Source organism: Acidovorax sp. SUPP3334, assembly GCF_030159055.1.
Classification (GTDB): Bacteria; Pseudomonadota; Gammaproteobacteria; order Burkholderiales; family Burkholderiaceae_C; genus Paracidovorax.
This window is the reverse complement of the sequence record NZ_BQXQ01000018.1, coordinates 62,822-86,695: the sequence shown is the minus strand read 5'-3', so window position 1 is coordinate 86,695 and position 23,874 is coordinate 62,822. Positions and strand designations below refer to the sequence as shown.

17 protein-coding genes and 1 pseudogene are annotated in these 23,874 nt (G+C 63.8%); 12 read left to right on the top strand and 6 right to left on the bottom strand.

All coding sequences use genetic code 11. The features are described 5' to 3' along the window. Positions 1-295: 295 nt before the first annotated feature. The 5 genes from cas3f to araD all read right to left on the bottom strand — a co-directional run bounded on the left by cas3f (position 296) and on the right by araD (position 8,447). Positions 296-3,820, bottom strand: coding sequence for a type I-F CRISPR-associated helicase Cas3f (cas3f, locus tag AVHM3334_RS12325; protein ID WP_284412675.1), 3,525 nt, complete (start codon positions 3,818-3,820; stop codon positions 296-298). Beyond that, positions 3,817-4,803, bottom strand: coding sequence for a type I-F CRISPR-associated endonuclease Cas1f (cas1f, locus tag AVHM3334_RS12320; RefSeq protein ID WP_284412673.1), 987 nt, complete (start codon positions 4,801-4,803; stop codon positions 3,817-3,819). The genes cas3f and cas1f overlap by 4 nt, the downstream gene beginning before the upstream one ends. 137 nt (positions 4,804-4,940) lie before the next feature. Beyond that, entirely contained in the window at positions 4,941-5,915 is a 975-nt protein-coding gene (locus tag AVHM3334_RS12315; protein ID WP_284412671.1) for a Bug family tripartite tricarboxylate transporter substrate binding protein, read from the bottom strand. Positions 5,916-6,003: 88 nt separating this feature from the next. Next, positions 6,004-6,714 carry a ribonuclease activity regulator RraA gene (locus tag AVHM3334_RS12310; protein WP_284412669.1) on the bottom strand — a complete coding sequence of 237 codons (711 nt, stop codon included), beginning with the start codon at positions 6,712-6,714 and terminating at the stop codon, positions 6,004-6,006. Positions 6,715-6,731: 17 nt separating this feature from the next. Continuing rightward, the gene (araD, locus tag AVHM3334_RS12305; protein WP_284412693.1) at positions 6,732-8,447 is read right to left on the bottom strand and encodes an L-arabinonate dehydratase; all 1,716 of its coding nucleotides are present in this window, start codon (positions 8,445-8,447) and stop codon (positions 6,732-6,734) included. Between the two features lie 17 nt (positions 8,448-8,464). Here araD and AVHM3334_RS12300 point away from each other — a divergent pair, with 17 nt between their 5' ends. Continuing rightward, the gene (locus AVHM3334_RS12300; RefSeq protein ID WP_284412667.1) at positions 8,465-9,130 is read left to right on the top strand and encodes a GntR family transcriptional regulator; all 666 of its coding nucleotides are present in this window, start codon (positions 8,465-8,467) and stop codon (positions 9,128-9,130) included. A 217-nt stretch (positions 9,131-9,347) separates the two neighbouring features. Beyond that, positions 9,348-9,653, top strand: a complete 306-nt coding sequence (locus tag AVHM3334_RS12295) for a flagellar basal body rod protein FlgC (RefSeq protein ID WP_284412665.1) — start codon at positions 9,348-9,350, stop codon at positions 9,651-9,653. Between the two features lie 83 nt (positions 9,654-9,736). Here the strand turns inward: AVHM3334_RS12295 and AVHM3334_RS12290 are convergent. Then, positions 9,737-9,850: pseudogene (locus AVHM3334_RS12290) on the bottom strand (DUF2061 domain-containing protein); the annotation flags it as partial. 159 nt (positions 9,851-10,009) lie between these two features. On the opposite strand from AVHM3334_RS12290, the gene AVHM3334_RS12285 reads away from it, so the two are divergent. The 10 genes from AVHM3334_RS12285 to AVHM3334_RS12240 all read left to right on the top strand — a co-directional run bounded on the left by AVHM3334_RS12285 (position 10,010) and on the right by AVHM3334_RS12240 (position 23,871). Next, positions 10,010-10,267, top strand: coding sequence for a hypothetical protein (locus AVHM3334_RS12285; RefSeq protein ID WP_284412663.1), 258 nt, complete (start codon positions 10,010-10,012; stop codon positions 10,265-10,267). Between the two features lie 28 nt (positions 10,268-10,295). Then, positions 10,296-10,793 carry a hypothetical protein gene (locus tag AVHM3334_RS12280; protein WP_284412661.1) on the top strand — a complete coding sequence of 166 codons (498 nt, stop codon included), beginning with the start codon at positions 10,296-10,298 and terminating at the stop codon, positions 10,791-10,793. Between the two features lie 286 nt (positions 10,794-11,079). Next, on the top strand, positions 11,080-12,141 hold the full coding sequence (locus AVHM3334_RS12275; protein ID WP_284412659.1) for an SPFH domain-containing protein: 1,062 nt from the start codon (positions 11,080-11,082) through the stop codon (positions 12,139-12,141). A 72-nt stretch (positions 12,142-12,213) separates the two neighbouring features. Continuing rightward, on the top strand, positions 12,214-13,710 hold the full coding sequence (locus AVHM3334_RS12270; protein ID WP_284412657.1) for a DUF4178 domain-containing protein: 1,497 nt from the start codon (positions 12,214-12,216) through the stop codon (positions 13,708-13,710). A 63-nt stretch (positions 13,711-13,773) separates the two neighbouring features. Beyond that, a complete protein-coding gene (locus AVHM3334_RS12265) occupies positions 13,774-13,998 on the top strand; it encodes a DUF350 domain-containing protein (protein ID WP_284412655.1) in 225 nt (74 codons plus the stop codon). A 75-nt stretch (positions 13,999-14,073) separates the two neighbouring features. After that, positions 14,074-15,654 (top strand): type I restriction-modification system subunit M, encoded by a 1,581-nt coding sequence (locus AVHM3334_RS12260; RefSeq protein WP_284412652.1) that lies wholly within the window; start codon positions 14,074-14,076, stop codon positions 15,652-15,654. A gap of 10 nt (positions 15,655-15,664) precedes the next feature. Then, complete coding sequence (locus tag AVHM3334_RS12255) at positions 15,665-16,933, top strand: restriction endonuclease subunit S (protein WP_284412651.1); 1,269 nt, start codon at positions 15,665-15,667, stop codon at positions 16,931-16,933. Continuing rightward, a complete protein-coding gene (locus AVHM3334_RS12250; RefSeq protein ID WP_284412649.1) occupies positions 16,933-18,966 on the top strand; it encodes an RNA/DNA-binding domain-containing protein in 2,034 nt (677 codons plus the stop codon). Before AVHM3334_RS12255 ends, AVHM3334_RS12250 begins: the two co-directional genes overlap by 1 nt. A gap of 46 nt (positions 18,967-19,012) precedes the next feature. Continuing rightward, positions 19,013-22,249, top strand: a complete 3,237-nt coding sequence (locus AVHM3334_RS12245; protein ID WP_284412647.1) for a type I restriction endonuclease subunit R — start codon at positions 19,013-19,015, stop codon at positions 22,247-22,249. Next, entirely contained in the window at positions 22,249-23,871 is a 1,623-nt protein-coding gene (locus AVHM3334_RS12240) for a polyamine aminopropyltransferase (protein ID WP_284412645.1), read from the top strand. Before AVHM3334_RS12245 ends, AVHM3334_RS12240 begins: the two co-directional genes overlap by 1 nt. Positions 23,872-23,874: the final 3 nt, after the last annotated feature.

Here is a 23,874-nt window from a genome sequence, read left to right as displayed (position 1 = left end):
GCTAGAAAGCTATGAAGGCTCTTCTTAGAGCGCGAAAGCTATCCACTGTGACCTCCCTTTCTTGTTTGGTGCCTCTACAGCACGTGGCTGAATCAACCGTGGTGCGACTGGAATTCGCACCACGGTTTTCTTGAATTTCAATTTCAACCAGTCAACTTCAAAATTTCGATGTATGAAAATCATCTTGGTGTCGGCATGTTAGTTGTAGCGTGCTATCTTTGCAAGCCTGTTGAATAAACAGCTCAGAAAAGTCAGCTACAAAATTTAGCTGTCGATCCACTGCCGAACAGGTAGATCAGACTTTTTTTGTAAAGCCTAAAAACTCATGAAACCGCCATCCCTGCTGCTTGGAGGGCAAGCTGGCACCTGCATAGCGTTCAGCACACCGTTGCAAGGTCAAACCCTGGGCCTGCGCCAATTGGGTCAGTTCATGTATCAAGTTCACACCTGACCAGGGTGAAACAGTGCTGGCAGCAAACGCGGACTCCGGCACCCGATCCAGCTGGCTGTCTTCTATGCGCACGTAGAGCCTGTTGCCTCGACCAGGCCCGTCATCGACGCGATGCAATTGCAAGGTGGATTCGTCTTCATCGGGCAGCAAGACCACGTCGTCGCGCGGCTGTGGGTCGTAGCGAAAGCGCTGGTATTGCGGCAGCAGGCCGGTAAGCCACAGGTTGCCTTGATGGGCCCAATGCAGGCTGGCTGCGCGGATGGGGGCGGTGGTGTCTTGACCGTCTGCATGGCGCGGCAGCATGCTGTCGTGCATGCGGGCATGCTCCAAGTCCACTAGGTAGCGGTTGGGTTGCAGCTTGTCGGCAGCCGTCGCAATGCGTGGTTGCGCATCCACCGCCCACGGCGCTTTGCCTTGTGCCGTGCGCGCCATCACATCGCGCAAGCGATGGGACTTCAGGTGGAACCAGCGCGCCGCGTCGGTGGTACCGGCGGGCTGCGGATCCATCTCGAACCCAGGCTTGCAAAAAGCCGCTTCACCGATGTGCTCGTACGACCGCAGGTTGCGGTCGAGCACCACGATGTTGGCGTCTGCCACGCTACCCGGCCGATGACGGCGCACACGACCCGCCAGTTGAATCAGCGACCGCATGGACGAGGGCTCGACCACCGCCCAGTCGTAATCGTGGTCCCGGCCCACCTCACTGACGGGACTAGCCAGCACGATGAACAAATGGTGGGGCTCTGAGTGGCGATCGATGAGAGCACGCAACGCGGGGCGCTGGAGCGCTGGGTCTTGCCCTCCACGGGCGCCACGGCGATCGAGCAGGGTATCGAGCTGCTGCTCGATGACCGATCGCGCCAGCAGAGGGAATTGCGAGTGGTACACGCACAAATGCACGCGCACCTCGGGAGCCGGTGCACCCAACCGATGTATCGCCAAAGCCACCTCGTACAGCGGATCAATGTTGGCCATGCGGATCAGTCCCATGCTCACACGCTTGCCACTGATGGGGTCGATACTGTGATTGCAGGCATGCTGGTGCAACTGCCAGGCATGGTGCAGTAACAGGCGTGCAAAATCCGTGCGCCTTTCGGCCTGGTCCATGTCACGCCACTCATCAGGCAAATCGGCGATCTGCGCCAGGCGGCGCACTTCTGCCTGGGCCAACCGGATCACCCGTTTTTGCACGTATTGGGTGTGTGCCACACGAAAGGCGGCACCATCGGCGCAGTCTTGCGTGGTCTGATTGAACTCATCGATCCACAAGCAGCAAGGATCGACCGGCGCATTAGGCCGTTCGCTGCGATGCTGCTGGTACACCGCACGCCCGGAACGGTAAGCAAGGAAAAGTCCTTCCACCAATGCCGGCGGCAACGTGGCGGACGACAGCAGCACGCGAGAACCCAGCAACCCTGCCCAATGCACCAGGCGCGTCAAGGCAGGCAAATCGGCCATGTCGAAATCGTCTGGCTCGTCCAGTACCAGGTCACCAGTCATGAGCCGCAGCATGGGTGCAATCTGGCGACCGCCACGCAGGCTCTCGGTGGCGGGAGTGAGATGGTCCACCGTGCAGACCAGCAACGGTGCAGCGATCAGGGCGCGGGCTTTGGCATCGTCGGTCAGGCGCTGCAGCAAGGGATGCTGGTCGTTTCCCTCGTAGAGCACGGTGCACGCTTCATCAAGCAACTGCTGGCGCGACGCAGAGCCAGTGGTTTCGGCCTGCCACTCCCAATGGTCGAACAGAGCCCGGCTGGCCGAGCCACCTACCTGGATGGCGATTTGCTCCTCACTGAGACCCAGATCGCGTTGGAAACTGCGCCCGGTTTGCAGCGTGAGCGTACGCAACCCGATGGCGAACGCGCAGCGCAGGCCCGTGGCAGGGTCGGCGAGCGCATTCATGATCCGGGCGTTGCCCAACGTCTTGCCACATCCCGTGGAAGCCATGTTGACGATGAAAGCGCCTTGTGCAGCGGCACGGGAGCGAACGCTCGCAGCCAAGTCGGCAGCTTTGTCTTGCCAGGCGAAGCGGATGTCGGTGTTGCGCCTTTTCAGTGGCTTGTGGTTTTGCAGTGCGGGCAGGCTTCGCCCGAGGCTGGGCAAAGAGCGCGCAATCAGTGTGGCATGCCCTTGAACGCCAAGCAGGTGTTCGTCCAGCGTTTGATTGAAAAACGGCTTCCCGTGCTTCCCAAAAAGCCCCCTGTCGCTATCTTTTTTGATTGCATCCGTACAGGTATTGGCGTACAGCGGGTAGCCCGCGTTGCGATAGGGCAGGCGCCGTGGCTCGTCGCTGATGCTGGAGTAGTGGTGGTCTGCCAACATGAGGCACAGGCGCGCCACATGCATGGTGTAGGGGTCATGCAATACGCCTGCGTCGCCCGGGGCTTGGGGCCGTGCCAGCAGTTTGCGGGCATAGCGCGCAGCCTGTTTGCGCCAAGCCAATGTCGCCACAGGCAAGCCATGCGGAAAGTGCCAGTGGACCTGTACGGTGGCGGTGGAGGCTTGCTCGCGGGGCTCGTTCCAATCAGCGCTGACGCGGGCCAGGGCCCCATCCAACTCTTTGCTGTTGACGAATGGGGGGCGGGCACCAAAGCGGTGCCATTTGGCGCGAGGCAGGCCGATGTCCTCCTCATGGCTACCCTCGGGCCGATGCACCGGAAGACAAGGCAAGCGATGGTGGGTAAACACCAGCCAAGCCACCGCTTGTGCGAGCGGAGGCATTTGGGCAAAAGGCAGATGCTGCGTGGCCTGCGGTTCATCAAGACCATCGCGCAGCAATCGCCCTCCTGCGTGGTCCAACCATAGCGCTTCGAACGCCCTGGTGTCCGTGGCGGCGTCTGCACAACAGGCCAGACGCTGCAGCCATGCAGCATCGTCATCGCGGCCCACAAAAGCCTGAAACAGGCGCACCGAGACCCATTCATGGCGGTAGTGGTTGCGCTCGCGCACACCGAGATTTTTCAGGCGGTCTTGAAAAGCTTGCGTGGCTTTTCCCAAATCGTGAAGCAGGGCAGCGAGCGCCGCCAACGAAGTCATCAGAGGCAAGTGGTGCCAACTGCTTTCATCCTCCACGCGCAGGATGTTGCTGGCCGTGGTGTGGGTGGGGGTCGCGCCTTGCGCATTGAACTGCCGGCCATCGCCCACCACCCACAACAGCTCACTGTGGTCCTTGCCGTGGATCCAGTGGCACGCGACAGCGGTGTTTTTGCGAGCCGTTTTCCGCAGAAGCCGGCGAACGCTGTCCAATCCATCCGCCGTGATGGGGGTTTGCCAAGTGCGGTCTCCACGCCGTTCCGCGAACTGATCAAGGATGCGCCGGGTTTCCGTTAAGGCCCGTTTACTGCATTGGGATACGAAAAGGACGTTCACGGCACCGACTTCTGTGCGTGCCTCGCCGTCTCCAATGCGATCGCCTTGAGCGTATCGATCATGAAGTCCAGTGATTCGCTGCGGGTCAGGGCATCGATGCAGTGGTGGCGAAACTGCTGTTCATCGTCTCCCCGCATCGCCGAGAGAAAAGCCTGCGGCAGGATCGAGGCATCCTTTACCAGGTCAGCCGCATCGAAGACCAATCCACCCCGTCGTGTCTTGCCGTGCAGCACTGCTAGGCCGTGCGGGAGACCCAACACCCACGTGGCGGTCGCGCCAAGCCCGTAGGCCAGGTAGTTGCCATGGTCCAGGAAGCGGTTGGCGGCATCGCTGCCGGTCCCGCGTTTGGCACGTGTGAAATCGCCATAGCCCGTTGCGTCCACAGCCAGTTTGAAAAGCGCCTTGGTCAACCGCGCCTCATCGGTGAGCAACGCCGTTACGTCTGGCGCGTTGGCGATGTGCACCATGAACGGATCCAGCAAATTTTGCAAGCGCTGCGCGTCCACCACGAATCCGGCCTCGCGCACAGAACGCGTGGTCCATTGCGTCCGCAGCCTTTGCAGTCGCTGAATCTGAAGGGCTTTGGCTGCCATCAGCCGCAGTTCATCATCGAACCAGAAACGCACCCATGCTTGCAGATACTCCGTGGGGCGGTATTCGGACTGCGGTGGGAACCATGCCACTTCCACATCCACCTCATTGGCGCTGAACAATGGGGTGCCCCCGCCGCCCGCAAACCCCACCAATACGCCGGCTTTGGCCAATTCACGCATGGCCGCCTGGGTAATCGAAGTCCCGGTCCCCAGCAGAATGCTGGTGGTATTGGCGATGGGAATATTCCAGTACAGGCTTTTCTTGCCGGCATCCGTCACATATTCAACCCTGCCACCATTGACCAAGACCCGACAGTGTTCAAGGTAATAGAGATTGGCCCGCTTGGAGTGCAGTATGGATTTGAGATCAGATGCGGCGATATCTTCCATGGTCGCGTCGCAGTGTCCCGATTTTTCTTGCGCATTGCTTACATCGAAGGCTTACGATATTTGACAAGCAATGCGTCGCTGGCATTCTCTTGAAGAGGGCAGGCCTCAAACCAGGAACAGGCCTGCGCACTTTCCAATCAATCCGCCGAAGCCCCCGACTTCTTCACCAGTTCCGCCCAGCGCGGAATCTCCTTGGCCATGTGTGCCGCCAGTGCTTCCGGCGTGCTGCCCACGATGTCCATGCCCAGTTGCGTGTGCAGCTTGTCCACCACATCCGGTTGCTTCAATGCCTTGACGATCTCGGCGTTCAGCCGCTGCACCACGGCCTTGGGCGTGCCCTTGGGGGCGTACACGGCCTGCCAGGACGACATCTCGAAGCCGGGCACGCCGGACTCGATCATGGTGGGCAGCTCGGGCGCGAGGGCGATGCGCTGGCCGGTGGTGACGGCCAGGAGCTTGACGCGGCCGGCCTTGGCCAGGGGCAGGGCGGCGGTCATCTGGTCGAACATGAACGAGACCTGGCCGGCCGCCACGTCGGTGAGGGCGGGCGGCGTGCCCTTGTACGGCACGTGGGTGAGCTTCACGCCGATCAGGTCGCCGAACATCTCGCCCGCGAGGTGGGTGGAGGTGCCCGCGCCCGACGACGCGAACATGCGTTTGGACGGGTCTTTCTTGAGCAGCTCGATCAGTTCCTTCACCGAGTTCACGCCCAGCGCGGGGTTGACGATGAGCACGTTGGGCAGCGTGGCCACGAGCGCCACGGGCTCGAAGTCCTTGACCGGGTTGTACGACAGGTTCTTGTACAGGCTGGCGTTGATGGCGTGCGTGCTGATGGTGCCGCCGAACAGCGTGTAGCCGTCCGGAGCCGCCTTGGCCGCGTACGAGGCGCCGATGCCGCCGGCCTGGCCGGGTTTGTTGTCCACCACCACCGATTGCTTGAGCGCCTCGCCCAGCTTGTTGGCGAGCACGCGGCCGATGATGTCGGTGGAGCCGCCGGGCGTGAACGGCACGACGTAGGTGATGGGCTTGGCGGTGGGCCATTCCTGGGCGACGGCGAGGAATGGCGCCAGGGCGAGGGTGGCCAGCAAGGCGGTGTGCCGAATGAATCGCATGGGGTTTGTCTCCGGGTTGTCGTTGTGGTGCTGCGATGCGGGGGAAATGGGAAAGCGGAAAACGGGTGCGGGCTGACAGCGCCGCGTGTCAGCGGCCTTTCTCGGCGCGCCAGGTGGCGAAGTCGCCGTGGGTGGCGGCGTCGGTGGGCGGGTACAGGCCGATGATCGAGCGGCCTTCCAGCACCTTCTCGGTCACGAAGTCTTCGAAGGCGGTCATCTCGGTGGCTTCGGCGGCGATCTCATCGGCCAGGTGCGCGGGGATGACGATCACGCCCTCGCCATCGCCCACCAGCACGTCGCCGGGGAACACGGCCACGTCGCCGCAGGCGATGGGCCCGTTGATGTCGATGGCCTGGTGCAGCGTGAGATTGGTGGGCGCCGAGGGCCGCTGGTGGTAGGCCGGCATGTCGAGCGCGGCGATCTCGGGCGTGTCGCGAAAGCCGCCGTCGGTGACCAGCCCGGCCACGCCGCGCTTCATGAGGCGCGAGGCGAGGATGGAGCCGGCCGATGCGGCGCGCGCGTCCTTGCGGCTGTCGATGACCAGCACGGCGCCGGGCGGGCAGGCTTCCACGGCCTTGCGCTGCGGGTGGTCGGGGTTCTTGAACACGTCGATGGTATTCAGGTCTTCGCGCGCCGGGATGTAGCGCAGCGTGAAGGCCTCGCCCACCATGTTGGCGCGGCCGGTGCGCAAGGGGTGCACGTTCTGCAGGAACTGGTTGCGCAGCCCCTTCTTGAAGAGGGCGGTGCACAGCGTGGCGGTGCTGACGTGGGCGAGGCGGTCGCGGGTGGTGGGGTTCAAGGGCATGTCTCCGGGGTTCAGAAGATGTCGGGCTCGGGCACGGGGGCGCCGAAGCCGGTTTCGAGGAAATCGAAGTCGCAGCCCTGGTCGGCCTGCAGGATGTGGCGGCTGAACATCCAGCCGTAGCCGCGCTGGTAGCGCGCGGGCGGCGGGGTCCAGGCGGCGCGGCGGCGGGCGAGTTCCTCATCGCTCACTTCCATGTGGATGCGGCGCGCGGGCACGTCCACGGTGATGAGGTCGCCGGTTTTCACGAGCGCCAGCGGGCCGCCGATGTAGGCCTCGGGCGCGGCGTGCAGGATGCAGGCGCCGTAGCTGGTGCCGCTCATGCGCGCGTCGGACAGGCGCAGCATGTCGCGCACGCCCTGCTTCACCAGCTTGGCTGGAATGGGCAGCATGCCCCATTCGGGCATGCCGGGGCCGCCCTGCGGGCCGGCGTTGCGCAGCACCAGGATGTGGTCGGCCGTCACGTCGAGGTCGGGGTCTTCCACCGCGGCCTTCATGCTGGGGTAGTCGTCGAACACGAGCGCCGGGCCCGTGTGCTGCTGCAGGTGCGGCGCGCAGGCGCTGGGCTTGATGACAGCGCCGTCGGGCGCGAGGTTGCCGCGCAGCACGGCGAGAGCGCCTTCGGCGTAGATGGGGTTGTCCAATGGGCGGATCACGTCGTCGTTGAAGACCGCCGCGCCTTCGATGTTCTCGCCCAGCGTGCGGCCGGTGACGGTGCATGCACCCAGGTGCAGGTGCTGCGGCATGCGCGACATCAGGCCGGGCAGGCCGCCCGCGTAGTAGAAGTCTTCCATCAGGTAGGTGTCGCCGCTGGGCCGCACGTTGGCGATCACGGGCACGTGGCGGCTGGCCGCGTCGAAATCATCCAGCGTCACGGCGCAGTGCGCGCCCGCGCGGCGCGACATGGCCACCAGGTGGACGATGGCATTGGTGGAGCAGCCCACGGCCATGGCGACGTTGATGCCGTTCAGGAACGATTCGCGGCTCAGCAGCTTCGCCGGGGTTTCGTCCTGCCAGACCATCTCGACGATGCGGCGGCCGCTTTCGGCGCTCATGCGCACGTGGTTGGCGTCCGGCGCGGGAATGGACGATGCGCCCGGCAGCGTCATGCCGATGGCCTCGGCGATCGCCGTCATGGTGCTGGCCGTGCCCATGGTCATGCAGGTGCCGTGGCTGCGGGCGATGCCGCCTTCCACCCCGAGCCACTGCGTCTGCGTGATCTGGCCGGCGCGGCGTTCGTCCCAGAGCTTCCACGCGTCCGAGCCCGAGCCCAGCACCTGCCCGTTGTAGTTGCCGCGCAGCATGGGGCCGGCGGGCACGAAGATGCACGGCAGGCCCATGCTGATGGCGCCCATCAGCAGGCCGGGGCCAGTCTTGTCGCAGCCGCCCATCAGCACCGCGCCATCGACCGGGTGGCTGCGCAGCAGCTCTTCGGTCTCCATGGCGAGCATGTTGCGGTAGAGCATGGTGGTGGGCTTGACGAACGCCTCGGCCAGCGAGATGGCGGGCAACTCGATGGGAAAGCCGCCCGCCTGCAGCACGCCGCGCTTGACGTCTTCCACGCGCTGCTTGAAATGGCCGTGGCAGGGGTTGATGTCCGACCACGTGTTGACGATGGCGATGATGGGCTTGCCCACCCAGTCTTCGGGCGCGTAGCCCATCTGCATGATGCGGGAACGGTGGCCGAAGGAGCGCAGGTCGTCGGGGGCGAACCACCGGGCGCTGCGCAGGGATTCGGGGGGGCGGCGTGTTGTCGCGCCACGCGGCGCCGCAGATCTTCGAAAAGCTGCGCGCCGCCATCGTGTCGCTGGACCTGGCCCCCGGCACGGTGCTGGCGCGCGCCGAACTGGCCGAGCGCTTCGGCATCAGCCAGACGCCCGTGCGCGATGCGCTCATGCGGCTGGGCGAAGAGGGGCTGGTGGACATCTTTCCGCAGCACGCCACGGTGGTCAGCCGCATCGACGTGCCGGCCGCGCGGCAGGCGCACTACCTGCGCCGCTCCATCGAACTCGAAGTGGTGCGCACCCTGGCGCTGCAGGGCGGCGAGGCCATCGGCCAGCGCCTGCAGGCCCAGATCAGCGTGATGCAGGCTGCGGCCGAGCCGCTGCAGCCCGATGCGTTTTCGCAGGCGGACCAGGCGTTCCACCAACTGATGTACGAGGCGGCCGAGGTGCCGCGCCTGTGGGATCTGGTGCGCAGCCACTCGGGCCACGTGGACCGGCTGCGCCACCTGCACCTGCCCAGCGCGGGCAAGGCCCAGGCCGTGCTGGCCGACCACCGGGCCATCGCCGACGCGATCGCGCGGGGCGATGCGGGCGCTGCACAGGAGGCGCTGCGCGCGCACCTGTCGGGCACGCTCAGCCAGGTGGACGATATCTGCGCCCGGCACCCGGAATACGTGAACGCCGATTGATGGATTCGGATCTCGGTCGAATCGGCATCCAGCGCAATATCCACTAGGGCATACAGCTATTAATTTAATAGCACAACGAGATTTCGGCTTCTTCCGCACGGGCCACGCCGCTGCCGGCGCGGGCGCCGAACGTTGGGAGGACGGCAACCGGGCTGGTCATTCGCGCACCCGCGGCGGATAATCCGGCCACTTCCCTGCCCTCCACCGGAGCATTTCCATGGCCTCTGTTTCCTCGATCGCCGCTTCCGGCCTGCGCGCCGCCCAGGTGCGCATGGATGTGTCGGCCAACAACGTGGCGAACATGAAAACCCCCGGCTTCAAGCGCCAGACGGTGGACCAGGAGGCGGTGGCGGACCAAGGCGGCGTGGCCACCACCCGCGTGGGCCGCGCGGCGCAGGAGGGGGCTTCGCTGGAGGCCGATGCGGTCGATCAGATGTCCGCCACCTACGCATTCAAGGCCAATCTGCAGGTGCTGCGCACCGAAGACCGCATGATGGGCTCGCTGCTCGACACCCGGGCCTGACCTTCCAGGGGTTCAGGGTTGGGCGCCGGCCAGGCCGGCCAGGCGCTCCATCAGCCAGGTGCGAAACGGCATGAACGGCCCTCTCACGCCGCCAAGGCGGCATTGCTCTCGGCCGCCGCCGCGCGGCGGCGGGCGGCACGCTCCCAGGCCTTTTCATGGAAGAAGAACGCCACGGCCTGCACCGTGGGCTCCAGCAGCCAGTGAGCCGTGGGTTGGGCCGGTAGCGCAGGGAGCCAATGATGCGCTTGCCATCACCAAAACGCTGAACGCCATCGGCATGGCTGGCATCGGCAGCTATATCAGCGGCTGTCGGCATCTCTCTGGTCACAACGGTGGCTGTGGCGCCATTGCTTGCGATGGCGATCACGGCCGTGTTTGGCGGCTATGTTCTTAACTCGCTGGACAACCACTATGGGATCAAAGGCAAGGTGATCGCCGCCCTCAAAATGCTTCCGGAGCAGACCGCCCAGGGCATCTACTACATCGACACCAAGACACAATCTTGGCAGGACGATCTGCGCAATGCCGTGGCGCAAAAGAAAGTCGAATTAGGCAGGGCTATCGATCAAAGCGTGAAGGACTGGCTTTGCCGCATTGCCTGCGTGCGATATTAGATCGCTGCCACTTGAATACCATCAGAGCATGCACGACGCCAAGACATTACGGAAAGCCATGTGGTGGATTACGCCGCTATTTCTTGGAATCGCGGCGAGCGGTATTCTGGCAACTCAATATGGACTGATACCCACCTTTCAGGAAATTGCTTCTCTGGCCCCCGTTGTCCGAATTGCACCTGTTGCCCAGATGGCGCCGTTCACGGCGTTTACATTTCTTGTGGCTATGGTGTTGGGCGCGATGCGCGCGGTACCCTGCCGCGAAAACAGCATCAAGAAATTCGAGCGGTTTTTCATGTTCGCCCTCTTGCTGAATGTGTTTGTAATGGTGTTGATCCCAGTCACTTCGGTGGCCCTGCGCTTCTATATGCCCACCTTGGGCTACTCGATTTGCTCGGACTTGAAGGACAACCCTGCAATGTGGTTCACAGACTGGATCCGCAACCCTGATTGGTGCGTCAAGGGCAAAAGCCGGGAATGGGTAAACGAACAGGCGGGCTCTAACAACCAGCAAATTACTCCATAGCCTCCTTCTCCGACTCGCTGCCCAGTGCAATGCCCACCGCGAAGGCGTCCAAGGAACGGCAAGTGGCGCTGAGTGGTTCAGAGGTGCTGACGATGGCCGACCATGGCACGCACGTCGTCGTGATCTGCGACGGACAGAATTTCTCCGACTGCGACGCGTAAAGCGGTCATAGCGCATTGGCGAGCGCCAATTGATCGTGTCCAACACCGCGATAGCCAAGCGCCAGGGCGCCGCTATGATGGCCGCACTTTTCAACCCCTCCGCACACCTCGAACGGGAGCACCGCATGGCCCTCATGGACTTCATCAAGAAACAGTTCATCGACATCATCCAGTGGACGGAGGACAGCGACGGCACCCTGACCTGGCGCTTCCCGATGCGGGACATGGAAATCCAGAACGGCGGCACGCTGGTGGTGCGCGAGTCGCAGATGGCGGTCTTCGTGAACGAGGGCCAGGTGGCCGACGTGTTCGGCCCCGGCACCTACAAGCTCACGACGCAGACGCTGCCGGTGCTCACCTATCTGAAGAACTGGGACAAGCTCTTCGAGTCCCCGTTCAAGAGCGACGTGTACTTCTTCAGCACGCGCCAGCAGGTGGACCAGAAGTGGGGCACGCCGCAGCCCATCACCATCCGCGACAAGGACTTCGGCGCCGTGCGCCTGCGCGCCTTCGGCAACTACGCCTTCCGCGTGGCCGACCCCAAGCTGTTCCACACCGAAATCTCGGGCACGCGCGCTGAATACACCGTCTCCGAGATCGACGGCCAACTGCGCGGCCTGGTGCTGCAGAACATCAGCAACGCCATCGCGGGCAGCGGCCTGCCGTTCCTCGATCTGGCGGCCAACCAGGTGATGTTCGCCGAAGCCCTCGCCAAGGAGCAGCAGCCCGCGTTCGCCAAGATCGGCCTGCTGCTGGAAGGCATGACGGTGCAGAACGTCTCGCTGCCCGAAGAGCTGCAGAAGATCCTGGACCAGAAGATCGGCATGGGCATGGTCGGCAACGACATGGGCAAGTTCATGCAGTACCAGACGGCGCAGGCGATTCCGAAGTTCGCCGAAGGCTCGGGCAACGGCGGGGGCGGCATTGCCGGCGACGCCATGGGCCTGGGCGCCGGCGTGGCGCTGGGCCAGGTGCTGGCGCAGAACCTGCAGCAGGGCCTGCAGGGCCAGAACCCCGCAGCGGCCCAGCAGGCCGCTGCCGCCGTGGCAGCCGCGCCGGCGGCCGGCGTCAAGCCCGAGGACGTGATGGCCACGCTGGAGAAGCTGGGCGAGCTCAAGGCCAAGGGCATCCTCACGCAGGAGGAGTTCGACGCCAAGAAGGCCGAACTGCTCAAGAAGCTGGTCTAGTCGTCGCTATCGATTGAATAGCATCCTGCCCAATCAATACTAGGGCAGGAGGCCAAAAACACTCCAAAAAACATGGCCGAGAGCGGCACCCAGCGTACCTACCGCGCGCCCTGCCCCGGCTGCGGCGCGCCGGTCGAATTCAAGAGCGCGCAGTCCACCCACGCCGTCTGCCCGTACTGCCAGAGCACGGTGGTGCGCAGCGGCGAGGTGCTCACGCGCGTGGGCAAGATGGCCGAGGTCTTCGACGACCACAGCCCCCTGCAGCTCATGGCCAGCGGCCGCATCGTGCTGGACGGGCAGGACCTGCCCTTCACGCTGATCGGGCGCCTGCAATACAAGGGCGACACCGGCACCTGGACCGAGTGGAACGCCTTCCTCGACGACGGCACCACCGCCACCCTGGGCGAAGACAACGGCGCCTACGTGTTCACGCGGCCGACCGCGGTGGGGCGCGAGCTGCCCGCGGCGGAGCAGTTCCGGGTCGGCATGACCACGGCGGTGGCCGGCAAGCCGTACAGCGTGGCCGCCAACGTGCAGGCGCACCTCATCTCCGCCCAGGGCGAACTGCCCAAGCTGCCGCCGCTGGGCCAGCCTTTCAGCATGGTGGAGCTGCGCAGCGCGGACGGCGAGGTGCTGTCGATCGACTACGGCAGCATGCCCCCGAAGGTGGACCGCGGCCGGGCCGTGCAGCTCGAAGATTTGAAGCTGCAGGGCCTGAAGGACGCGTCTGCCAAGGACGAAAAAGGCCGCCAGTTCAACTGCCCCAACTGCGGCGCGCCCGTGTCCGTGAAGCTGGGCAGCACCAAGAGCCTGACCTGCCCGTCGTGCAACAGCCTCATCGACCTGTCCAGCGGCCTGGGGGCCGAGCTGCGCCATGCCGAGCAGGACGAGCCGGTGAGCCCGCTCATCCCGCTGGGCAAGGTGGGGCAGCTGGAAGGCACGCACTGGCAGGTGGTGGGCTTTCAGCACCGCATGGGCGTGGAGCCGGGAGACGACGAATATTTCGGCTGGGACGAGTACCTGCTCTACAACCAGAAGAAGGGGTTTTCCTTCCTGGTGGATGCCACCGACGGCTGGAGCCTGGTGCGGCCCACCACCGGCGCGCCGCAGATGACCGGCGGCGGCCAGAGCGCCACCTACCTGGGCACCACCTACCGGCTATCGAGCCAATACGACGTCGAGACCACCTACGTGGCCGGCGAGTTCTACTGGCCGGTGGAGCGCGGCCAGAAGAGCGCCAACCGCGACTTCGCCAGCAGCACCGGCCGCGGCCTGCTGTCGATGGAGCAGACCCCGCGCGAGATCACCTGGTCCAGCGGCAGCAAGATCGACAGCGCGGTGGTGGCGCAGGCCTTCAAGCTGGACGGGCAAAAAGACCTGTTCAAACGCGCGGACGCCGCCCCGCTGGCCAGCGCCACCAGCCTGGGCTGCGGGACCATCATCGTGATTGCGATCATCCTCATCATCATCCTGCTGCTCATGAGCAACTGCTCGGGATCGTCGGGCGGCGGCTACCGAAGTTCAGGCGGCTCCTTCGGCGGATATTCCAGCGGCGGCGGACACAAATGACGAGCCGCCAAAGCACCGCCCTCTATTGCGGCAACCCCTTTTCATCTGACGGAGGTCTTCATCATGGCTCTTGAATGGCTGCGGCCCGCCGCGTTTTTCGGCTCCATCCTGTTCGCGCTCATCGGCGTGCTGGTGTTCTGGGTGAGCTTCATCATCATCGACAAGATCACGCCCTACGACCTGTGGGCCGAAATCGTCGAGAAGCAGAACAAGGCCCTCGCCATGGTGGTGGCTGCCATGTGCCTGGGGATCAGCATCATCGTGGCGGCGGCGATCCACGGGGGGTGAGGCGGCACAATAGCGGGCTTTGCGTGCCGCGCGGCCGGGGCCCCTGCCGGCTGCCAACGATTGCCCACTGCCCGCATGAACGCCGATTTCAAGAAAACCCTCTGGGCCACCGCCGACAAACTGCGCGCCAACATGGACGCGGCCGAATACAAGCACCTGGTGCTCGGCCTCATCTTCCTCAAGTACGTCAGCGACACCTTCGCCGCGCGCCGCGCCGAGGTGGCCGCCCGCCTCACTGATCCGAACGACGGCTATTACTACGGGGAATCCGGCCCGGAAGACCTTGCCGCCGAACTGGACGACCGCGACTACTACCGCGAGGCCAACGTCTTCTGGGTGCCGCAGGGCGCACGCTGGGAAACCCTGCGCAACCTGGCCAAGCGGCCCGACATCGGCAAGCACATCGACGACTCGCTGGCGCTCATCGAAAGCGAAAACCCCAAGCTCAAAGGCATCCTCGACAAACGCTACGCCCGCACCCAACTGCCCGACGGCAAGCTGGGCGAACTGGTGGATCTGGTGTCCACCATCGGCTTCGGCGACACCCCCGATGCCGCCAGCGACATGCTCGGCCAGGTGTATGAATACTTCCTGGGCATGTTCGCCAACGCCGAGGGCAAGCGCGGCGGGCAGTTCTACACCCCCGCCAGTATCGTCAAGACCCTGGTCGCCGTGCTCGATCCGCACACCGGCAAGGTGTACGACCCCTGCTGCGGCAGCGGCGGCATGTTCGTGCAGAGCGAAAAGTTCATCGAATCCCACGGCGGCAAGAAGGGCGACGTATCCATCTACGGGCAGGAGAGCAATCCCACCACCTGGCGCCTGGCTGCCATGAACCTGGCCATTCGCGGCATCGACTTCAACCTGGGGCGTGAACCTGCCGACACCTTTGTGCGCAACCAGCACCCCGACCTGCGCGCCGACTTCATCCTGGCCAACCCGCCCTTCAACATCAGCGACTGGTGGCACCCCAGCCTGGAGGGCGACGCCCGCTGGGTGTATGGCGACCCGCCCCACGGCAACGCCAACACCGCGTGGCTGCAGCACATGCTGCACCACCTCAAACCCACCGGCCGCGCGGGCATTGTTTTGGCCAATGGCAGCATGAGCAGCAGCCAGAACAACGAAGGCCAGATCCGCGCCGCCATGGTCGATGCCGATGTGGTGGAAGTAATGATCGCCCTGCCCGGTCAGCTGTTTTTCAACACGCAAATCCCGGCCTGCCTATGGTTTTTGGCCAAGAGCAAAAAGCGCAAGGGCGAAGTGCTGTTCATCGACGCCCGCAAGCTCGCCACAATGATCAGCCGCGTGCAGGGCGAGCTGACCGACCAGGTCATCGACCGCATCGCCGCCACCGTGGCCGCCTGGCGTGGCGAGGCGCTGGATGCAGACCCCAAAATTAATAGCTGCCTGCGCAATGAATACTTGGACATTCCGGGTTTTTGCCGTTCAGTCCCGCTGGCCGAGATTGCCCAGCACGGCCATGTGTTGACGCCGGGCCGCTACGTCGGCGCCGAGGCGGCGGAGGACGACGACGAAGCCTTTGCCGACAAGATGCAAAAACTCACCGAGAAGCTGGGCGAGCAGATGGCCAAAGGTGCGGAGCTGGATGCGGTGATTCGGGCGAAGCTGGGGGGGCTGGGGTATGAGTTCTGAGATACGGAGCTTGGTTCGCCTCGCTGAGTGCGCGACATTTCAGGAGGGATACGTAAATCCGTCACAGCGTGATCCTTCCTATTTTGGCGATGACGTGAAATGGCTGCGGGCGACAGACCTGAACAACGGCTTCGTGTTTGAGACTGGTCGTCGCTTGTCTAAAAAGGGCTTTGAAAGTGCAGGGAAGAGCGCCACGCTGTTCGCTCCTGGAACGCTCGCAATTAGCAAGTCAGGGACGATTGGCCGTATTGGCATCTTGCAGGACTACATGTGCGGGAATCGAGCAGTTATCAATATCAAGCCGAATGCAACATGCGACACAAGTTTTTTGTTTTATACGTTACTTCACAGTCGTGCCGAGATTGAGACATTAGCGGAAGGTAGCGTCCAGAAAAACTTGTACGTCTCAACATTGGGCAACCTGAAGATTGCGTTGCCTTCTCTTGTGGAGCAGAAGGCAATCGGCTCCCAGCTTGGCGCCCTCGACGACCGCATCACCCTCCTGCGCGAAACCAACGCCACGCTCGAAGCCATTGCCCAAGCGCTGTTCAAGTCGTGGTTTGTCGATTTCGACCCCGTGCGCGCCAAGATGGAAGGCCGCGCCCCCGAGGGCATGGACGAAGCCACCGCCGCGCTGTTTCCCGATACGCTGGAGGAGTCGGAGTTGGGGTGGGTGCCGAAGGGGTGGGGGCAGGGAACACTGCCCGACATTGCTAAACCAGTTAAAAAGCAGCTGTCTCCCGCCAACTTCCACGATGGGATCAACTATGTTGGTCTGGAGCACATTCCCAGACGGTCACTTAGCCTGACGGACTGGGACACTGCTGATGGACTCGAAAGTGCCAAAGCAGCTTTCGCCGCTGGGGACATACTCTTCGGAAAGCTTCGTCCCTATTTCCACAAGGTAGTCGTTGCACCATTTGATGGCGTGTGTTCAACAGACGTTTTGGTTTTCCAACCCACGAGGCTCGAATACAGAGGGGTTGCGATGATGCATCTGTTCAGCGCTGATTTGATTGGCTATGCAGAGAGGTTGTCGAATGGCGCAAAGATGCCGCGAGTCAGTTGGAGCGACCTTGCTGCATATCCCATCGTCGTACCACCCATATCAGTGTCCCAGGCTTATACGGAGTCCGTTGCACCACTGATTGCTCGCATGACCCACAACGTTCATGCTGCCCAAACCCTCTCCACCCTTCGCGACACCCTGCTCCCCCGCCTGATCTCCGGCCAGTTGCGCTTGCCCGACGCGCAGGCACTGCTCAAGGAAACCGCGTGATGTTCTCCATCCACTCCCTGGAAGACCTCTCCTTGCTGCGCGAGACGGTGGAGCTGGAATGCAAGCTGGCCCAGGGGCAAAGCGGCCAGGGAGAGGTGCCCAAGGATTTCTGGCCCACCTATTCGGCCATGGCCAACGCCCATGGGGGCGTGGTGCTGCTGGGGGTGCGCGAGAAGGATGGGGTGTTCTCCATCGCAGGCATTGCCAACCCGGCCAAGGTGCGGGCAGACCTGTTCAACAACCTGAACAACCCGGGCAAGGTCAGCGCCAACCTGCTGGCGGATGCCGATGTGCAGGAGATGGCGCTGCAAGGCCAGACGATCTTGCTGGTGCGCATTCCGCAGGCCACGCGCAAGCAAAGGCCCGTATTCCTCAACGGCCAGCCGCTCGGCCATACCTACAAACGGCTCAACGACGGCGACCGGCTGTGCGATGAAGAGACGGTCAAGCGCATGCTGGCAGAGCAAGTGGAGGACGAGCGCGACGCCCGCATCCTGTCGCACTTCGGCATGGAGGACATCGACACGGAAAGCCTGCGCATCTACCGCCAGATGCTCAAGGATGAAAAGCCCGGCCATCCTTATCTGGAACAGGATGATTTCGCCTTCTTGCAAAGCCTGCGAGGGTGGCGCCGCGACCGTGCCACGGGCGTGGAGGGGCTGACGTTCGCAGGGCTGCTGATGTTTGGCCGGTGGTCGGCCATTCAGGAGGCCGTGCCGCACTATTTCGTGGATTATCAGGAGCGCCCGGAAGCCAAGACGGAACTGCGCTGGGTGGACCGTCTGGTGCCAGACGGCACCTGGTCAGGCAATCTGTTCGAGTTTTACCGCCGCGTTTACCGCAAGCTGGTAGCGGACCTGAAGGTGCCCTTTGGCTTGAAGGGCGGGCAGCGGCAAGACGACACCCCAGTGCATGTGGCCTTGCGCGAAGCACTGGTCAATACGCTGGTGCATGCCGACTACACCGGGCGGGTATCGGTGCTGGTGGTGAAGCGGCCAGACATGTTCGGCTTTCGCAATCCCGGCGGTCTGCGCTTGCCCCTGGAGCAGGTGATCCGGGGCGGCGAGAGTGATTGCCGCAATCGCATCCTGCACCAGATGTTCCTGTTGATCGGCCTGGGAGAGCGGGGTGGCTCTGGCATGCCCAAGATTTTCAGCGGGTGGCAAAGCCGGCATTGGCGTCAGCCACTGTTGCGGGAAAAGGACGTACCGGAACAGACCTTGCTGGAATTGCACATGCTGGATCTGCTGCCTGGGCCGGTGCTGGACACACTGAAGGCCCGCTTCGGTGCAGCCTTCGAACGCGTCAATTCCTTGGGGCGGGTCATTTTGGCCACTGCAATGATCGAAGGCGTGGTCAACCACGCGCGCATGACCGAGATTTGCACCGATCATCCGCACGATCTAAGCCAGGCGCTGGCCAGGTTGGAGCGAGACGGCATGCTGCTGTCGCAAGGGCAGTCCCGGGGCAAGGTGTACCACCTGCCGGGCTCGGCCCCAGTTTCCCCGGAGCAGGTTTTTGCGGCGGGAGGTAGCTCCGGTAATAACGATCACAGCTCCGGTAGTAGCGCTGCCAGCTCCGGTAGTAACGAAGATAGCTCCGGTAATAGCGCCGGAAGATTGCCAGGCGCCAGTAGCAGGGTTTTGAATGAAGGGACCGAGCAGGCGCCTCGGGACGGGCATGGCTGCCTGCTTTCTCCCCTGCTGGATGCGCCCGTGGTGGATGCCTTGGAGGCGTTGTCACCCGCGTTACGCGACGATTTACTGCAGCGTGCCGCTTTGCCAAGAGCCAAAGCCCGGCTGGATCGGGACAGCATGGCTGCGGTGATCCTCTCCGTGTGCGAAGGGCGCTACGTCCGTTTGAGCGTTCTCGCTGAACTGCTGAACCGCGATGCAGATGGGTTGCGAAAAGGGCATCTGGACACTTTGGTCAAGGACCATCGCATCCGCAGGGCATTTCCAGGGACTCCTACCCATGAAATGCAGTCCTACCGAACTGCAGATAGCACGGACCATGGGGCCGATGGCTCATGACAACGCAGCAAGCCGATCCTCCTGTTGGCCAGACCGAGACATTGCCATGACCGAAGACCAGCTCGAACGCGAAACCTTGGCCTGGCTACAGGATGTGGGCTACGTCCACGTTGCCGGTCCCGACATTGCCCCCGATGGCTCCGCGCCCGAGCGCAACGACTACCGCCAGGTGTTGCTGAAAGGCCGTCTGCGGGCTGCCCTGGTGCGGTTGAACCCCGGCGTGCCGGCCACTGCCATCGAAAACGCGCTGGCGCAGGTCCAGGACCTGGGCGTGCCTGCGCTGCTGGCGGCCAATCGGCGCTTTCATCGGCTGCTGGTGGCGGGTGTGCCGGTGCAGTACCAGCGCGGCAACGAGACGGTGGGCGACTTCGTGCGCCTGATGGATTGGGACGCGCCAGAGAACAACGACTGGCTGGCCGTGAGCCAGTTCAGCGTGCGCGGGCCCCGCCACACGCGCCGACCCGATGTGGTGTTGTTCGTGAATGGTCTGCCGCTGGTGCTGCTGGAATTGAAGAATCCCGCTGACCAAGCCGCCAGCGTTTGGAAGGCGTACGACCAGATCCAGACGTACAAGGAGCAGATCCCCGACCTCTTCCATACCAACGAGGTGCTGGTGATCTCGGACGGCTCCGAGGCCCTGCTGGGATCGCTGAGCGCGAGCGCTGAGCGCTTCATGGCATGGCGCACGATTGACGGCGTGCAACTGGACCCGCTAGGCCAGTTCAACGAACTGCAGACGCTGGTGCGCGGCGTGCTGGCGCCGCACTACCTGCTCGATTACCTGCGTTTTTTCGTGCTGTTCGAGGACGATGGCGAACTGGTGAAGAAGATTGCGGGCTACCACCAGTTCCATGCGGTGCGCGCCGCGATTGCGCAAGTGGTGGCTGCTGCCACGCCGGGCCGTGGCGCAGATCCGAGCATCAAGGGGAAGGGCGGTGTGGTGTGGCACACGCAGGGCAGCGGCAAGAGCATCACCATGACCTGCTTTGCCGCCCGCGTGATGCAGGAACCCGCACTGCACAACCCTACCATCGTGGTGATCACCGACCGCAACGACCTGGACGGCCAGTTGCTGGGCGTGTTCGGCTTGGCGCAAGACCTGTTGCGCGAGCAGCCCGTGCAGGCCCGTACTCGGCAGGAGTTGCGCGCGCTGCTGACCAATCGTCCCTCCGGCGGCATCGTATTTGCCACCATCCAGAAGTTCATGCCCGGCGAAGACGAGGACAGCTATCCCATGCTGTCGGACCGCCACAACATCGTGGTGATTGCCGACGAGGCCCACCGCACGCAGTATGGATTCGAGGCCAGGTTCAAGGCAAAGAAAACAGCTTCAGCGCACCGGTATCTGGCTCAGACATCTACAAAACCCATAGTGACTGGCGATGGCATCGCACCACCGCACGGCGTCGAATTCACGCCGCCCGCCTATGGCAACGCTCTGCAGGGCCGCTACCAGGTGGGCTACGCCCAGCACCTGCGCGACGCCCTGCCGCACGCCACGTTCGTTGCGTTCACGGGCACGCCGGTGAGCGGCACCGACCGCAACACCCGCGCGGTGTTCGGTGACTACATCCATGTGTACGACATGCAGCAGGCCAAGGAAGACGGTGCCACCGTGGCCATTTTTTACGAAAGCCGCTTGGTGAAGCTCGGCCTGAAGGCCGAGGAAATGCCCGACATCGACGCAGAGGTGGACGAGCTGACCGAGGACGAGGAAGAAAGCGTGCAATCGCGCCTGAAAAGCCGCTGGGCCGCGCTGGAACAAATAGTCGGCGCCGAGCCCCGTGTGGCCCTTGTGGCACAAGACCTGGTGGCGCATTTCGAAGAACGCAACCATGCCCAGTCTGGAAAAGCCATGGTGGTGGGCATGAGCCGCGACATCTGTGTGCACCTGTATGACGAGATCGTGCGCCTGCGCCCCGGCTGGCACGACGCCGACCCCGCAAAAGGCGCCATCAAGGTCGTGATGACCGGCACCGCCTCTGACAAACCGCTGCTGCGCCCGCACATCCACAGCGCACTGGTGAAAAAGCGGCTGGAAAAGCGATTCAAGGACCCGGCCGACCCGCTGAGCATCGTGATCGTGCGCGACATGTGGCTCACCGGCTTCGATGCACCCTGCCTGCACACGCTGTATGTGGACAAGCCCATGAAGGGCCACAACCTGATGCAGGCCATTGCACGCGTGAACCGGGTGTTTAAGGACAAGCAAGGCGGGTTGGTGGTGGACTACATCGGCATCGGCAACGAACTGAAAGCCGCCATGAAGGAATACACCGCAGCCAACGGCCGGGGCCGCCCCACGGTGGACGCGCATGAAGCCTTCAGTGTGGTGCTGGAAAAGCTCGATGCGCTGCGGGCGTTGCTGCACGGGTTCGACTACGCAGGCTTTTTGACCGGCGGCCACCGCGTGCTGGCGGGCGCGGCCAACCATGTGCTGGGCCTGCCGCGCCAGGCAGGGCAAGACGGCAAGAAGCGCTTCGCCGACATGGCCCTGGCACTGAGCCACGCCTTCACGTTGAGCTGCACTCTGGACGAGGCCAAAGCCGTGCGCGAGGAGGTGGCCTTCATGCAGGCGGTGAGGGTGATTCTGACCAAGCGCGACATCACGGCCCGAAAACGCACCGACGAACAGCGCGAATTGGCCGTGCGCCAGATCATCGGCCACGCGGTGGTGTCCGAGCGCGTCGTCGATATTTTTGACGCCGTAGGGCTGGAAAAGCCCAATATCGGCCTGCTGGACGAAAGCTTTCTGGCCCAAGTGAAGTCGCTGCCCGAACGCAATCTGGCGGTGGAACTGCTAGAGCGCCTGCTGGAGGGCGAAATCAAAAGCCGTTTTGCCAGCAACCTGGTGCAGAGCAAGAAGTTTTCAGAATTGCTGAGTGGGGTGATTGCCCGTTACCAGAACCGCAGCATTGAAACGGCACAGGTGGTGGAGGAACTGCTGGACATGGCCCGCCAATTTCGCGAGGCCCACGGCTTGGCCGCGAAGCTCGGACTGACCGAAGACGAGGTGCGCTTTTACAACGCGCTGACCGAAAACGAGGCCGCCGTGCGCGAACTGAGCGATGAGACGCTCAAAAAAATCGCCCATGAGTTGACGGAGAACCTTCGCAAGAACATCACGGTGGATTGGAGCCGACGCGAAAGCCTTCGCACCAGCCTGCGGCTGATGGTCAAACGCATCCTGCGCAAATACAAATACCCGCCCGACAAAGCCGACAGCGCCGTCGAACTGGTGCTGCAGCAGGCCGAAGCGCTGGGCGAAGCATGGGAGCACTGATGCCGGACGCTTCTTTGCCCACCACCACAGCCAGCGCGGCGCCTGCCCCCCGCCCCATCGACATCGCACTGCTCGCCAGCGTCTTCGTCGTCGCCGCCTGCGGCCTGCTCTACGAACTGGCCGCAGGCGCGCTTGCCTCGTACGTGCTGGGCGATTCGGTGCTGCAGTTCTCCACCATCATCGGCACCTACCTCTTCGCGATGGGCGTGGGATCGTGGCTGTCGCGCTACTTCGAGCGGCAATTGCCGGCGCACTTTTTGCGCATCGAACTGCTGGTGGCGCTGGTGGGCGGCGCGCTGCCGGCCACGCTGTTCCTCGCCAATGCCTACGCGCCGGGCGCGTTCCGCGTGCTGCTGTACGGCATGGTGATGCTGGTGGGCACGCTGGTGGGGCTGGAGATTCCGCTGGTGATGCGCATCCTGAAGCGCAACGCGGTGCTGAAGGACCTGGTCTCGCAGGTGCTCACGTTCGACTACCTTGGCGCGCTGGCGGTGTCGCTGGCGTTTCCGCTGCTGCTGGTGCCGCACCTGGGGCTGATCCGCACGGGGCTGCTGTTCGGCCTGATGAACGCGGCGGTGGCGCTGTGGGCGGTCTGGCTGTTTCGCCACGAGCTGCGGCGCCTGCGCGCGCACGTGCTGGCCTGCGTGGCGGTGTTCGGCGTGCTGCTGGGCGGGCTGGCGGGGGCCGAGCACATCACGCGCTTTGCCGAGGACAAGTTCTACCAGGACCGCATCGTGGTGAGCCGCACCACGCCCTACCAGCGCATCGTGGTCACCGAGGGCAAGGCGGGGCACCGGCTGTACCTCAACGGCAACCTGCAGTTCGCCGAGCGCGACGAGTACCGCTACCACGAGGCCCTGGTGCACCCGGCGATGGCGGCGTTCGCCTCGGGCGGCGCGGGACCGCGGCGCGTGGCGGTGCTGGGCGGCGGCGACGGCATGGCGGTGCGCGAGATCCTCAAGTACCCGTCGGTCGAGTCGGTCACGCTGGTCGAGCTGGACCCGGCGATGACGCGCCTGTTCACCGACGACCCCACGCTCGCGCGGCTGAACGGCGGGGCGCTGTCCGACCCCAAGGTGCATGTGGTGAACACCGACGCGTTCCAGTGGCTGCAGGACAAGCCATCGGACCCGGGCGCCGCCCCCGCCCCCTTGAGCGCGGCGGGTGGCGATGACGGCATGTTCGATGTGATCGTGGTGGATTTTCCCGACCCCACCAACTTCGCCATCGGCAAGCTCTACACCAACAGCTTTTATGCCCTGCTGGCGCAGCGCCTGTCCGCCAGCGGCTATGCCGTGGTGCAGACCACCTCGCCGCTGGTGGCGCGCCAGAGCTTCTGGACGGTGGTGCAGACCATCGAATCGCTGGGGCTGCGCACGGCGCCGTACCACGCGCATGTGCCCAGCTTCGGCGAGTGGGGCTTCGTCATCGCCAGCCGCCGCCCGTGGCACCTGCCGCAGGCACTCCCCGAGGGGCTGCGCTTCCTGTCGGTGCCGACGCTGGCGCTGCTGTTCGACTTTCCGCGCGACATGGCGCGCGTGCCGGCCGAGGTGAACCGCCTGTCCAACCAGGTGCTGGTGCACACCTACGAACAGGAGTGGGGTAAGGTGGCGGCCCACTGACCG